Genomic DNA, 14,664 nt, shown 5'->3' on the forward strand with positions numbered 1-14,664 from the left:
GGCTTCATTAGTAAGTTTTCTCTTATTACCGCATAAACAATTAAGGTATCGTTTAATTTTTGCACGATTTAAAATTAAAAGTACTGAAAGAACGATTCGTTATTGCGTGAGCCATGGACTAAATAACAATCTCCACTTTTTATTGCATCATTTAGATCGTTATTGCGCCGAATTTGAGGTGCTTTACGCGTTACTAATAAAAACTAAGTCATTATAAATCAATAAATAAAAACACCTTTTACTGGTTGATTACTAAATCTTTTGTTCGCTTGAGATCTCATGCGAAAAATCCAGTATCATACCAGCATGTTTATTTATAGTTACTAAGTATGAAAAATCCACAGACCATTCCTTTAGTTGATAATGTTGATACATTAACTCGATTAAAAAAAGCATTTGTTGCGGGTATTTGGGCGACATTAGCCAGCATATCTATTGGTTTTTTGTTTAAAGTCTGGTTGGCACAGTGGGTTGCAAAAGATGATTTAGCCTTATTCAATAGTGTGATTGATATTGTGTCATTATCATTGATTTTAATGACAGGCTTCAGGTCTTCAATGGTTGTTACATACAGCCAGACCCATAATGATCATGACATTATAAATATATTTCGCTTTAGTTTAATTGTGATGGTGTTAATTACATGGGGATTAGTTTTACCTTATATAAAACACGAACTGCATATTAATGTTGGCTATTTTGAAATGGTTGGTGTTATTTTTGGTATGGGGCTAAAAATATACTTTACTAACTTAATTGCAATGTACCGTTTATATGAGGTTTCTAATAAAGTCACTTGGATTGAACCTACATCAAATGTCATCACATTTGTGTGTTGTTATTATATATTCCACTTTACGGCATTAGCTTCTCTTTTTTATAGTGTCATGGTCTCTTCCTTGATTGTTGCCCATTTCATGTATTGGAAGCGCAGAAAAGAAGTTGCTACGAAACCGTTCACAACTGTTCAGCTTGATCCTAATATGCGTAATTATGTGCGCAAAAGTTTCACTGCCTCTTTAGAAGCTGGGGCAAGCATTCTAATGATTTACGCTGCTGTATTGCTGACGATCACCCACTTTAGCTTAGATGAATTAGGTGATTTCCAAGTTGTAGTAAGACCAATATTTACCTACATGACAATGCTATTTGTGTTTCCTATCTATCGCTTTGTATTACCTGAATTGTCACAGAGTGTGCGTAAAGGAGAACATTTGCAAATACGTGCGATTCGTCGCTGGATATATCGTTTAGCGATAATAGTGAGTGTGATCTTTTTCTTAGTCATGCTCATTGGGGGGAAAGACCTTATTGGTTTTATTTTCCCTGCGCAATATAAAGGTGCTGAAATTGTATTATTTCATTTCTCTATTTTCTTTATTTTCATGATGCTTAATGCTTATCAACTAGCCTATATAAAAGCTCATGGAAAATTTACCCTGAGTTTAATGATTCGGTTGAGTGGAATAGTAACACTGGTTGTTAGTTATTATTTGTTGGCATTATTTACCGCTAATGTGGTAGCGATTATTGTTGCGCTAGGCTTTGGTTATGTGATGATGTTTATTTTATCAACGATTGCTGAGCAGCAAATTTTACGTGAGTATCGGCGCCAAGGTATCGCTGTTTGTTAAGTGTGACGCTTATAAATAAACCTAGTGTCATAATATAAAAAAAGGTTGAGTGTGCAGTTATTGCGACTCAACCTTTTTAGTTTAGAGGGCGGGTGGAAACAGACAATTGCTACAACACTGGCGACATACCATAGCTATGACCATTAAGTAGTAGTAAACCAAGTAAGACCAGTAATATTCCCCCGATCAGTTTTACAATAATACTGGTCATGGTGCGCTGACGTTGGTTAGTCGCTAAATAGCGACTGACAATCTTTTTACCCGATAAGGTTAGTAATGCTATACCTGAGGTGGTAAGTGCTGTGCCTACTGCCATCAAAATCGCACTAATAACGCCAAGCCAGTACAATCCAACCATATTAGCGAATAACAATACTAAGATAGCGCCAGTGCAAGGGCGAATACCAATACTGAATACAATGACAATATATTCTTTCAAGCTGGTGGCATTATTGATTTCATCAGCGTTGGCGAAGTGTTTATGACCGCAACCACAGTCATTACCATGATCATGATGGTGTACTGTCTTTAATTGCCATGCTTGCTTTAAGCTACGGTAAATCACAATCACTCCAAGCAAAAGCATTGCCATAAAGCTATAGCTAATGAATTGATCGGCAGCATCGTTAACTTGGCGCATCGACGATTTAAAAAACACCAATAAAATACTAACTAAGGTGATGGCAACAATCGCTTGTACAAAAGCCGATACCACGGTCATTATCAGGCTGGCTTTTATCTTTGCAGGGTTAGTTGCAAGGTAAGTGGTAACAATCATCTTGCCATGTCCAGGGCCTAATGAGTGAAATATACCGTATAGAAAGCTCAATCCGGCCAATGAATAAGCTGCCGTTATATTTTGCTGGGCATCATAAAGTAAATCACTGAGCTGGCCATTAATATCACGTTGCCATTTAATGCTGGTCATCAGCATAGTTGGCCATTGTTGCCATAAATAATAACCACTTAATATAAATACCAGCAGTACGATAATGCGTGTTAGCCATGAGATTGGTGCCGAGCTAACCGCTGCATGGTGGTGATGCTCACATGCTGCGTTATGATCATCATTCCTAGTCTCTGAGTGATGGTGGTGGCATGTTTGGTGATGATGCTCGTGTTCATGCTCGTGGCAACAAGATGAGACGAGAGGGCTATTATCAGCCTCTGAGGTTGAGTGACAACCAGGTTTCATGTGGAAGATCCTAAATCAATGCTACTTAGTGGAAGGCGAGGCATTGTCGACGTTACAAAACAGTTGAACTGTCTGTGTAAAAACTTGGCCTAATTTATTATCAGGATCAGCATCCGCTGGAATCGACATTGCGTAAGTGACTTGTTCTGGTGTTGGATGTGGCTCTATGAGTTTAAAGCTACATGTTTTGGCTAATTCAGGTGACAGTATGATGTCACTTTTGTTAGCCCATGACATATCAACATAATAACTTGGTTCAAAGATCAACAACTTCAACGAATCTTTGGTGACGGTTTTAGGTCTTGCTAAAGGTAGCTCAAAAGTAAGCGTCGCTTTTGCGCGTGGCTTGATTAACTCACCGCCTGCAGGTATATGGTATTTAATTGGGGTTTCGTTATCATAAAAATAGGTAAAATAATGGGCGTTTTTCATGTTCTCCATGACGGATTGAGCAACATTTTTTAGCGTTTGTTGTTTGTGTGCCGCAGACATATCTTCGCCATCAAGCATATAAGCGGTGGTCATGGCATCAAATGTCCATACCATCTTAAACCCTGTAATTTGATTGTTATTACCTTCAATGTAGGTTTTCATATCAATCCATGAATGAGGGTGTGCTTGACTGGTTATTGGTGATAACGCAGCGATTGATAATATAAAACAGCAAAGGATATTCCTGCGCATGTAAAAAAGCTCCATATTCATCATTTGATGAGTAATAACGGTAGGGTTTAATGACCATATCTGTGTGATGTTATAACATAGAGTTATAGCGGGATCTAGATGAAGAGTATAGCGTTTATCTAGTTATAGGTAGGGGGGTTACATCATCAAATTGTTGTATTAGCGACAGTGCGGTATAAGGTCGATTGGGTTGCAAATGGTGCGATATTATCACTAAAAAAATAGCTTTAAGATAAAAACTCAAAAATCAGTTAGAATGTAATAAAGGGCGATGTATGTAAGTGAGTAAGAAATAAGGCAATAGTGTTTTATTTCCTCAGTATAATCGCGGCAAAATTAGCAGCAATTGATGAGAACAATTAATAATGAAAAAACAGTTATTTACTGCGAGTCTACTCTTACTTCTTAGTACCTCTGTCTTTGCTGCAACAGCAGAAACACAGTTACCGATTGAACTATCATCTGTGACGCAGGATGTTGATGTCGTCAATAATACCACCACATTAATCGGTAAAGTCGATATTGTGCAAGGTGGCGTTACTATTAAAGCAGATAAAGCGATTATTAAACTTAATGGTAAAACAAAAGAATTAAAAACCATTGAAGTGTATGGCAAACCAGCTTACTTCAAACGCGTAATGAAAGATGGCAAAGTTATCAATGGTGAATCTCGTTATGGTATTTACACGCCATCAGATAGCATGATGGTATTGAAACAAAACGTAAAAGTAACCCAAGATGGCAATACGATTCGTGCCAATGAGATTAGCTATAACCTTAAAGCGCAATTTATGAGGGCAACAGGCACGAAGTCTCAGCAAGTGAAAACCAAGCTATTACCAGAAACAAAGTAAAAGGAATGATTGTGGAATTAGTAACTGTTAATTCAAGTAACTTAGCGATTTATTTAAATTTAACCCAAGCTTATGAAGCAGAGTTTTCACCATTAACTAAAAAAACACCTGATGATGAGGGTAAGTTTGCGATAGATACGCCGATTGAAGGTAATGTTACTGGCTATTTATTGTATATCGATGGTAAGCCTGCTGGGTTGGCGGCAATTGCTAACGAGAGTGTTGATCATTACGAAGTGTGCGATTTTTACGTTGTACCTGTATTTCGTCAGCATAAAGCCGGTCAACGTTTTGCACATGTCCTATTTGATATGATGCCGGGTTTATGGCAAAGCAAGCAAATTGCGGGTGCTGATAATGCAATTGCTTTTTGGCGACGTGCGATTGGTAGTTACACCAATGATGTATTTGTTGAAGATATTTATCACGATGAATATTGGGGTGATGTGACCCGTCAATGTTTTAAAACCACTGCTTAGTTTGTGGTATGACACGGTCATCATTAAACTGATGTCCATCTAATTAAGCCCCTATTGCTTATTGCCGATATAAGTTATTTACTCAGTAAACAGGCGGGGCTTGATAAATATCGACGGTATCATATATTACAGTAATATTATCAGGTGCTGGCGCAATAGCTGCTCTAGTTTTTTGTTATTAAATAAGGACAAGCCTGCTCTTTCTTTTTAACCACGAGAGTAATTGCAGCGAGGTTATGGCTGTGTTCTCGAAAAACATTTTTCATTTTTAAAACCCTTTTTCTAATATCAGGTTTTAGAATTAAGTTTTTTATTATTTTTAAAAAACCATTTAAGCCTTCATCTTGTAGTAGTCGAGATGGCTCGAGTAAATGCATCGGAGCCATTGCTTCGTATTCAATTTCAAACCCACATTCTTGAATGAGTAGCTTCCACTCGTTAAGTGTAAGTGGTTTGGCTGGATGTTGAATCGTTTCAGTTAATGCTTTTTGAATCTCACGTTGTTTATTACTATCAATATCATTGGGAGTAATGCACATTTCGTGGATACCAAAACGGCCATTAGTTTTTAATAGTCGATATGCTTCTTTGATGATTTGTTTTTTTCGCGCACTAGATTGCATTGTTAACATCGCTTCACAATACACAACGGAAGCTATTTCTGAGTCTAGTGCCGTATCTTGTGCACTATTAACATGACAGGTTTGATTATTGCCGTTGAGATAGGAACGAACAATCTTTGCTGCTTGCTCATTTTGCTCTACTGCTGTGTAAGTTTTAGGTCGTTTAGCCAGAGTAATTTGAGCTGTTAATCCAACGCCAGGAGCAAACTCAATAACATCATCACTAGTGTTAATACTAAGCTGAGTGAGCATTTTATTGGTGAGTTCTAATCCCCCAGGACGTAATACCGTTTTTCCAATTTGAGCAAGTAACCAATGACCTGGTCGATTTTCTGTTTGATGTTTTTCTCCGGGCATCGCAAGTTTGTTCGACATATTTTCAGTATCCTATTGAAAGATAATTGGAACAAAAAATAGAAGTATTGATACCAAACTTACCCAGCGGAAAGTTACGCTAATCCCATCCATAAAAAGTTCCTCATTAAGGTTGAATCTAAAATGATAATCATTATCATATAATGATGCATTTGAAATATACCTTGATAATTATCAAGCAGAGGAGGGTAGGATGAGTTTTTCAATTATCTCTTTATTGAATAAGACGCAACTGGCACGACTGGAAACTCATCAAGAGAAAATAACCTATCAGGCTGGTACGATACTTTTTAATCAAGGTAATGAAGCCAATCACATGTACATTATCAAAAAAGGAAAAGTGACCCTTTATCGTCTTATGCCTAACGGTGAAGAAAAGGTGTTTAATGTTTTTCTTGCGGGTGATGTAATTGCTGAAATGGCGATGTTTATGTCACCTCGACAATACCCAATGACAGCACGAATAGAACAAGAATCAGTTTTAGCTGTATATAAACATACTGATATTAAACAGCTAGTTTCTCAAACACCTGAGCTAGCAGTAAACGTTATGGAGTATATGACCAATAAAATTCATCGCTTAGTTAATGATGTTAATATTTTAACGCAGGTAAATGCTAATCAACGATTTGTAATGAAATTGGCTGAAATATATAAAAAGCAGAGCATTAAAGAAGAAAAGGTCAATTTGTCTATAACGAAAAAATTATTAGCCACTCAATTAGGTATGACGCCTGAAACGTTATCAAGAACGATTAAACGTTTAAAAAATGAGGGGCACTTGATTGAAAATGGTAATATTTTGAAAATAAAAGATATTCCAACTCTTTGTCAGTCAGTAAATCTTACTGCTGATATTTTTTATAGCTAAAGCGTGTTAGACCAATTACGTGTATCAATTTGAGCTGTTGGCAATAGGTCGCTGAGTATCGTTCTGTTTTCTTGTCTTATGATGATAAAAAAGGGCTGCTCGGTGTTCGTTTATATTTATCAGATCCAGCGATTAAAGGTGTCTACTAGTACGTATAAGATGCATGTTGTTGAATAAGGTTTTTTTGGGTGTATGATTTGCAGATCAATAATTTTCTGTGAATAAATATGAACATAGTAATGCTAAGAACGTCCGTTTTAATAGCTCCTTTCCTCTTCATTTGTTCCCAGGCTAACGCTGGAACTGATGGTTTTGTATATGCTAAAAATTCGAATAAAACGATAGTTGTTCAATATACAGGTAAAGATAAGAATATCGTTATTCCTAACTCGGTGACGACGATAGAGGATTATGCGTTTGCAAATGATGGTTTAACAAGCGTAATTATTCCCAATTCAGTCGCTTTTATCGGGGTTGAATCGTTTCAAAATAATGCCCTAACAAGTGTGATTATTCCTAATTCAGTGACTGAGATCGGTATTGCAGCATTTAGACAAAATGCCTTAACGAGTGTGACGATCCCTAACTCGGTGACAGATATCGAGGATTTGACGTTTACAGATAATAATTTAAAGAGTGTGACTATTCCAGATTCAGTCACTGAGATCGATCCATGGGCATTTGCACATAATGACTTAACGAGTGTGATTATCCCTAAATCGGTGACGACTATCGGACAGGAAGCATTTAATGATAATAAAATAACCCAAGTTAATAACTTACCTTCTAGCGGTATTATTTACGCTCGGAATGATGATGGCACAGATAATATGGACAATATTATCTCGTATGGCGGCAAAGGAAAGGATGTCATTATCCCTAATTCTGTGACGACAATTGGGAAAGGGGCTTTTTCTGATAATGGCTTAACAAGCGTGACTATTCCTAAGTCGGTGACGAATATTGGGTGGTATGCCTTTAGTAATAATGAAATAACTGAAGTTAATCATTTAGCTTCTGACGGTATTATTTACGCTAGAAATGACAATGGTACTGATAATACCCAAGAGATTATCTCGTATGGTGGCAAAGAGAAGAATTTCATTATCCCAAGTTCGGTGACAACGATCGGGAATTATGCGTTTGCAAATGGTGCTTTAACTGGGGTGACTATTCCTAACTCGGTGACCACTATCGGGGATTGGGCATTTACAGAGAATGACTTAACGAGTGTAACTATTCCTGATTCGGTTATGGCTATTGGTGTTGGGGCGTTTCAAAATAATGCCTTAACGAGTGTTACTATTCCTAGCTCGATGACTGCTATTGGAGGATTGGCGTTTTCATATAACAACTTAACGAGTGCGACTATCCCTAATTCAATAATAGAACTTGGCGATGGAGTGTTTGCAAATAATCACTTAACAAGTATAACTATCCCTAATTCAGTGACGACAATTGGCGGAGAAGCGTTTTCAGATAATGCTTTAACGAGTGTGACTATCCCCGATTCGGTGACGACAATTGGCGAGGCGGTATTTTCAGATAATGCCTTAACGAGCGTGACTATCCCTAATTCGTTGACAGATATTCCGTGGTTAGCGTTCTCTCAAAATAAATTAACAAACGTGACTATTCCTCATTCAGTGACGGCAATAGGCCAAGATGCGTTTTCAGATAATGCTTTAACAAGTGTAAATATCCCTAACTCAGTGACGTCTATCGGTATTAAAGCGTTTAAAAATAATTTATTAACGCATGTGACTATCCCTAAATCGGTAACTTCTATTGGCTATGAGGCGTTTTATGAAAATAAATTAACGCGCGTAACTCTCCCTAAGTCAGTGACGAAAATTGGAGATAGGGCGTTTGATAAAAATGTTAAGCTAAAGCAGCTTAACAGTTGAGTCTTTTGGTTTGCATCATTATTAACTAACCGCCTATCGAGGCGGTTTTTTGTATTTTTATGTAACGGCTAGTTGCTGTTGATAGCCTTTAACTCCTGTAAAAATTCCCTTTAATATAATAAGAGTACATGTTCATGAGCCTAGTTATGCGACAAGTAATCATTGATGATGCTGAAGGTATTACCAATGTGCTTAATCCAATTATTCTTGAAGGTTTATACACGGTATTAGATACAATCTTTACCGTTGAAGAAGAAAAAGAGTTTATCGCACAATTTCCAGAGCGAGGCGTTTACCGTTGCTGTGAGAGCAGAAGGCTCTAAAGTTATCGGTTTCCAAAATGTAGAACCATTTGCGTCATATACTAAAGTTTTTGACCATGTTGGCATTATTGGTACATTTGTTTGTAGTAGTTGCCGCGGCCAAGGTGTTTCTAAGCAGCTGTTTGAATCTACATTTGCAGTAGCGAAGTTGAAAGGTTACGAGAAGCTTTTTGCTTATGTTCGTAGTGATAATGATCGTGCTTTAGCCGCTTATATTAAGCAAGGTTTTGAAGTTGTCGGAATTGCGAAAAAGCATGCAAAAGTCGCTGGAAAATATATCGATGAAATTCTTATTGAAAAGTTTTTGTAAGAGTTGAGTCGTAAAAAAGAGTAGATCACGTCAGAGTGACTTCCTATCACTTGCTATTTTGACTTCAAGGCTAAGTTTCATTTGTAGGACACTATGGATAGGTTAAGCAGCGTCTTAATACAGTGCTATATGAACATCAAGTCATATCATCGCAAGGAAAATCATATGATAAGGTGCTAGCCGTACTTTTACTTATCCCGATTTATATTCTTAGACCAAAATGCCTCGCACATTCATGAGTTAGTTCTAGCATTTTTTCTCCAAAATCACACTCGATAAAAAAGGCTAGATACTGTAGTACCTAGCCTTCAAAATTATGCAGTAGTAATTATGCAGTAGTAATTATGCAGTAGTAATTATGTTGCAGCTTACAATGCTGTCTCTAAAATCTTACGGCTATCAGCAATAGTGAGTTTTTCATGCTCGCCTAATGCCGTCATGCCATGTTTTTCAAGGCTGGCAATTAATACATCAATATCAGCGCGGCCTAACTCAACATCTGCTAGTGAGGTTGGTACATCCATCTCTTTAAAGAAGGCTATAGTGTGTGCGATTGCAGCATCAATACGTTCATCTGTTGTGCCTGTAGTAATACCAAATACGCGCTCTGCATATTGTAATAGTTTCGCTTGTTTCTCTTTACGACAAACCTGCATTACCGCTGGTAGTACAATACTTAAAGTACGCGCGTGATCGATACCGTAATTACCGGTTAGTTCATGGCCAATCATATGGGTTGTCCAGTCTTGTGGAACACCCATACCAATTAAGCCATTCAATGCTTGGGTTGCTGACCACATGATATTGGCACGTACTGCGATATCATCTGGCGTTGCAAGTGCTTTCGGACCTTCTTCAATAAGGGTGAGTAATAAACCTTCAGCGAAGCGATCTTGAACTTTAGCATTAACAGGGAAGGTGAGGTATTGCTCCATCGTATGCACAAAAGCATCCACAACACCATTAGACACTTGGCGTGGTGATAGGCTTAAAGTGGTTTGTGGATCTAAGATAGCAAATGTTGGTTTAACCAGTGGTGAGCCAAAGAATAATTTATCTTTACCACGAGAAACCACTGAACCACCGTTAGTTTCAGAACCTGTTGCAGGTAATGTTAGGACACAACCAATAGGTAGTGCTGCGATAACAGGAGCTTGATCGTGTAAGATTTCCCACGGATCAGCCCCTTCATAACAAGCAGCCGCTGCGATAAACTTCGTGCCATCAACCACAGAACCACCGCCAACAGCTAATAGAAAGTCAAAACCTTCAGCTTTTACTTTAGCAACGGCTTTCATTAAGGTGTCATATTGTGGGTTAGCTTCAACGCCAGCAAATTCGTCCCAATTAAAACCCATGAGTGCCGCTGTTACTTGCTCGTACACACCGTTTGTTTTAATCGAACCGCCACCGTAAACCACTAAGATTTTTTTATCTTTAGGAATATCATTGGCAATTTCAGCAAGTTGACCTTCACCAAAATGAATTTTTGTAGGGCTTTGATAGGTAAATTTGTCCATTGTACTTTCCTCTAAACAGCAAGCTGACGCTGATTATTATAATGATTTTGTATTATCAGATACTGAGTACCTTAGATAGCAATAGTCTAGGTTATAATGACGATTCACTTAATACATAATCCTCTTTAATACTTGCCTATTTCTCTTTTATTCGCATTATTTGTGATTGATTTGTGATAGTGGTCTGCTAAGGTAAATTAAATCCGTTTATGGGTAGATAACCATGAAGATAGAGAACATTGAATATCCAACCATTAGTCAATCGGCAATGATACCGTCGGCATTAATTACTCTAGCGGCCTCATTGTGTGAGCATTATGGGTTAGCGCATCAATCCGGTCGTGTTGATACGTATTTGGCTGGAATACGGCTGTTTAGAATTGATGGTTATCGAAAATATAGCCCGCAAATGTATGAGCAAGGCATTGTTATTATTATTCAAGGTCGCAAAATTGGTCATTTAAATCAGTATCAATTTAACTATGATCCACAGCAGTGTTTGCTAGTGACTACGCCATATCCGATTGTCTGTGAAACCTTTGCCTCATTTGAGCAACCGTTAATGGGGATTAATATTGATTTTGATATCACAGTTATTAGTCAACTCGTTACAATGATTGAGTCACAGCAGCAACGGCGATTTAATTATGAGGGCAGTTGTGGGGTGGCAACAACTGGGATGACACAACATATGTACCGCAGTGTCGAACAGTTATTAGAAGTATTGCACGATCCTCTTGATGCACAAGTTATTGGGCCATCTTTAATTCGACAGTTGTTTTATTATTTATTGCAAAGTGAGCAGGGATATTTACTGGCTCAGTATTGTGAACAAGACAGTGTGTTAGCCAAGATTTCAGCGGTTATTGATTATGTGCAGCAGCATTATGATACTAAATTACACGTACATGAATTAGCAGCAATGGCTGGAATGAGTGTTTCTGTATTTCATAAAGTATTTAAACAAGTGGTGACAGATCCACCGATGCAATATATAAAAAAAATACGTTTAAATAATGCTAAGACATTAATGTTACAACACGGAATGGCTGCTAATGTTGCTGCTGGGCAAGTAGGATATGAAAGTCCAACACAGTTTAGCCGCGAGTTTAAACGCTATTTTGGCTTACCACCGAGTAAAATTCATGAACATACAGGATTTATTCGGTAATATGTTCAAATAGAATGGATGATATGCAATTAAGGTGGTTTGATATGAAAATCGCCTTGGAGCGTATTGTTTCTAACAATAAGACTAAAATAATAAGGAAAATAATGTCTGAGCCCCATAAAAAAATTCTGATTCTATTTGCGCATCCATCGCAAAATCGCTCTGAAATCAATGTGCCACTCTTTAATGCATCAAAAGGTTTTGACCATGTCACAACTATCGATTTGTATGCTGAGTATCCTAGTTTCCGTATTGATATCGATAAAGAGCAGCAACGTTTACGTGATCATGATGTGATTGTATTTATGTTCCCGTTGTATTGGTATTCCACCCCGTCGTTATTAAAAGAATGGCAAGATCTAGTGTTGGAATATGGTTTTGCTTACGGTAGTGAGGGTACTGAGTTACAAGGAAAAAAATTCCTATGTGCGCTTACTGCTGGTGGCTCTGAATCGAGTTACCGTAAAGAAGGGTTTAACCATTTTACGATTCGACAATTATTACAGCCGTTAGAGCAAATGGCTGAATTAACGGGAATGGAATTTCTGGCTCCGTTCGCTTTATTTGGTGCCGGCACAGCAACAGAAGAGCAACGTGTTGTCAAACATATAGAAAATTGGCGTCGAGTGTTAGTCGCAATTGCTGATAATAAACTCAACTATGAGGTTGCGAGCAAATTATCAAAATTAAATCATAGTCTTGATAGTGTGATCACGGAGTAGCCATGACTGGAATATTTTTACAAGCATTTATCTATTTAGTGGCGGCAGTTATTGCAGTGCCGATTGCTAAACGGTTCGGATTAGGATCGGTATTAGGCTATTTAATTGCAGGTGTCGTTATTGGTCCTGTAATTGGTTTAGTTGGTAGTGAAACCACCACTATTCAGCACTTTGCTGAGTTTGGGGTGGTAATGATGCTATTTATTGTTGGTTTAGAACTTGAACCGAAAATGTTGTGGGGCATGCGCCATCGATTACTTGGTTTAGGTGGCCTACAAGTTGTGGTTACTACCGCTGTCGTGATGGGGATCGCGATTGCGTTAGGTGTTGGTTGGACATATGCTTTAGCTATTGGTCTTATTTTCTCCTTGTCATCAACGGCGATTGTACTACAAACCTTTAATGAAAAAGGATTAAGCAAAACGGAAGGTGGTAAAAGTGCCTTTTCAGTGTTGCTGTTTCAAGATATTGCCGTTATTCCGATGCTGGCATTGATTCCTTTACTTGCCTTACCTGAATTGGTTGAAAAAGCCCAAGCAACAGTATCTGCTGCTGCTGAGCATCATGAAGATCTTAGTTTAGTTGCAGGTTTACCCGGTTGGGGATATGCGATTGTAGTGATCCTTGCGATTGCAGGGGTTGTTGTGGGTGGGCATTATTTAAGCCGTCCACTGTTTCGGTTTGTTGCGGCATCAGGTTTACGTGAGATTTTTACTGCAACGGCGTTAATGCTAGTCATTGGTATTGCTGCGTTAATGAGTTTAATCGGTTTATCACCGGCTTTAGGAACTTTCCTTGCGGGGGTAGTACTGGCTAACAGTGAGTTCCGCCATGAGTTAGAATCAAATATTGAGCCCTTTAAAGGCTTATTACTCGGTTTATTCTTTATAACCGTCGGTGCTGGGATTAATTTCAGTATTTTATTTGATCAATTTGGCACCATTATTGGATTAACCCTTGGTGTTATGCTCATTAAAGCACTGGTATTGTTAATATTAGCGTTTATTTTTAAAGTTAAAGGCAGTGATCGGTGGTTGTTTGCACTTAGTTTGGCGCAAGCGGGTGAGTTTGGATTTGTATTATTGAACTACACCGTTCAAAACAATGTATTACCGTCTGAGTTAGGTCAAACATTATCGCTGGTGGTTGCATTGTCGATGTTCCTAACCCCTGGGTTATTTATTTTGTTTGATAAGGTTATTTTACCGCGATTTAGTGCTGCTAAAAATGAACGTGAAGCAGATGAAATAGATGAGCAAGGTAAAGTGATCATTGCGGGTATTGGACGTTTTGGTCAAATAGTGAATCGCTTATTAACCGCTAATGGCATGAAAACAGTGGTTCTCGATCACTCGGTGACTCAAATTGATAATATGCGTCAAATTGATATCAAAAGCTTTTTTGGCGATGCGACTCGACATGATCTCCTGCATACTGCTGGGATTGAAGATGCCAAAGTGTTTGTGGTTGCGATTGACGATCAAGAGCGTGCAACCGAGTTAGTGCATTATATTAAGCAAACCTATCCACATGTACGTGTTTTAGCGCGAGCTTATGATCGAGGCCATCACTATTCGTTGCGTTGCGCAGGTGCAGATTATGTGATCAGTGAAACTTACCGTTCGGCATTGGCTATGGGCGCACAAGCACTAAAAGAATTAGGCGTGCATCCTTTTAGAGCGGAACAACAAAAAGCGATGTTTGTTGAAACAGAAGCGAAAAGTAAAGATTTGCTGTATCAAACATGGCGTGATAGCACTGAAGAAGATCGTTTTAATAGCTCTTATGTTGAACTGTTTATGCAGTTAGAACAGACCTTAGGTGAAGCAATGAAGCAGGAACGCACGGATAAGCACACTAAATCGGAACGAGGTTGGACACCACCGCCTAAAAACTTTATTGAAGAAGCAGAGCAAATGAAGGTTGATAAGAATAATTAAGCGATTTTATTTCGTTATTCGACCGTCATAATTAGAGGCGCTAATGATTCAGTCAT

The 14,664-nt window shown here is 38.2% G+C and carries 12 protein-coding genes and 1 pseudogene; 9 read left to right on the plus strand and 4 right to left on the minus strand.

From position 1 onward, the window contains the following. Positions 1–329 precede the first annotated feature (329 nt). A complete protein-coding gene (locus PPBDW_RS20760; protein ID WP_054262208.1) occupies positions 330–1,634 on the plus strand; it encodes a lipopolysaccharide biosynthesis protein in 1,305 nt (434 codons plus the stop codon). Between the two features lie 109 nt (positions 1,635–1,743). Here the strand turns inward: PPBDW_RS20760 and PPBDW_RS20765 are convergent, their stop codons facing one another. Together PPBDW_RS20765 and PPBDW_RS20770 are read right to left on the minus strand one after the other, a co-directional pair. Beyond that, on the minus strand, positions 1,744–2,829 hold the full coding sequence (locus tag PPBDW_RS20765) for a nickel/cobalt transporter (protein ID WP_082386860.1): 1,086 nt from the start codon (positions 2,827–2,829) through the stop codon (positions 1,744–1,746). A 21-nt stretch (positions 2,830–2,850) separates the two neighbouring features. Continuing rightward, entirely contained in the window at positions 2,851–3,513 is a 663-nt protein-coding gene (locus PPBDW_RS20770) for a DUF1007 family protein (RefSeq protein WP_258180341.1), read from the minus strand. Positions 3,514–3,878: 365 nt separating this feature from the next. Here PPBDW_RS20770 and lptA point away from each other — a divergent pair, with 365 nt between their 5' ends. Further along, the gene (lptA, locus tag PPBDW_RS20775) at positions 3,879–4,367 is read left to right on the plus strand and encodes a lipopolysaccharide transport periplasmic protein LptA (protein ID WP_036792329.1); all 489 of its coding nucleotides are present in this window, start codon (positions 3,879–3,881) and stop codon (positions 4,365–4,367) included. An 11-nt stretch (positions 4,368–4,378) separates the two neighbouring features. Then, the gene (locus PPBDW_RS20780; protein WP_036792332.1) at positions 4,379–4,846 is read left to right on the plus strand and encodes a GNAT family N-acetyltransferase; all 468 of its coding nucleotides are present in this window, start codon (positions 4,379–4,381) and stop codon (positions 4,844–4,846) included. A gap of 164 nt (positions 4,847–5,010) precedes the next feature. Here the strand turns inward: PPBDW_RS20780 and PPBDW_RS20785 are convergent, their stop codons facing one another. Beyond that, positions 5,011–5,844 carry a methyltransferase domain-containing protein gene (locus PPBDW_RS20785; RefSeq protein WP_036792334.1) on the minus strand — a complete coding sequence of 278 codons (834 nt, stop codon included), beginning with the start codon at positions 5,842–5,844 and terminating at the stop codon, positions 5,011–5,013. Between the two features lie 193 nt (positions 5,845–6,037). Between PPBDW_RS20785 and PPBDW_RS20790 the strand changes: the two genes are divergently transcribed. From PPBDW_RS20790 to PPBDW_RS20800, 3 genes and pseudogenes are all read left to right on the plus strand, one after another. Further along, positions 6,038–6,715, plus strand: a complete 678-nt coding sequence (locus PPBDW_RS20790; RefSeq protein WP_036792336.1) for a Crp/Fnr family transcriptional regulator — start codon at positions 6,038–6,040, stop codon at positions 6,713–6,715. 239 nt (positions 6,716–6,954) lie between these two features. Next, entirely contained in the window at positions 6,955–8,622 is a 1,668-nt protein-coding gene (locus tag PPBDW_RS20795) for a leucine-rich repeat domain-containing protein (RefSeq protein WP_054262210.1), read from the plus strand. 134 nt (positions 8,623–8,756) lie between these two features. Continuing rightward, positions 8,757–9,255: pseudogene (locus PPBDW_RS20800) on the plus strand (N-acetyltransferase family protein). 368 nt (positions 9,256–9,623) lie between these two features. Here PPBDW_RS20800 and PPBDW_RS20805 read toward each other — a convergent pair. After that, positions 9,624–10,775 (minus strand): iron-containing alcohol dehydrogenase, encoded by a 1,152-nt coding sequence (locus tag PPBDW_RS20805; RefSeq protein ID WP_036792339.1) that lies wholly within the window; start codon positions 10,773–10,775, stop codon positions 9,624–9,626. Between the two features lie 223 nt (positions 10,776–10,998). Here PPBDW_RS20805 and PPBDW_RS20810 point away from each other — a divergent pair, with 223 nt between their 5' ends. From PPBDW_RS20810 to PPBDW_RS20820, 3 genes are all read left to right on the plus strand, one after another. Beyond that, a complete protein-coding gene (locus PPBDW_RS20810; RefSeq protein WP_237043492.1) occupies positions 10,999–11,946 on the plus strand; it encodes an AraC family transcriptional regulator in 948 nt (315 codons plus the stop codon). Positions 11,947–12,050: 104 nt separating this feature from the next. After that, positions 12,051–12,668 (plus strand): NAD(P)H-dependent oxidoreductase, encoded by a 618-nt coding sequence (locus PPBDW_RS20815; RefSeq protein ID WP_036792342.1) that lies wholly within the window; start codon positions 12,051–12,053, stop codon positions 12,666–12,668. 2 nt (positions 12,669–12,670) lie between these two features. Beyond that, a complete protein-coding gene (locus PPBDW_RS20820; RefSeq protein WP_036792345.1) occupies positions 12,671–14,608 on the plus strand; it encodes a monovalent cation:proton antiporter-2 (CPA2) family protein in 1,938 nt (645 codons plus the stop codon). The last annotated feature ends 56 nt before the right edge of the window (positions 14,609–14,664 follow it).

Source organism: Photobacterium kishitanii (assembly GCF_000613045.3).
Taxonomy (GTDB): Bacteria; Pseudomonadota; Gammaproteobacteria; order Enterobacterales; family Vibrionaceae; genus Photobacterium; species Photobacterium kishitanii.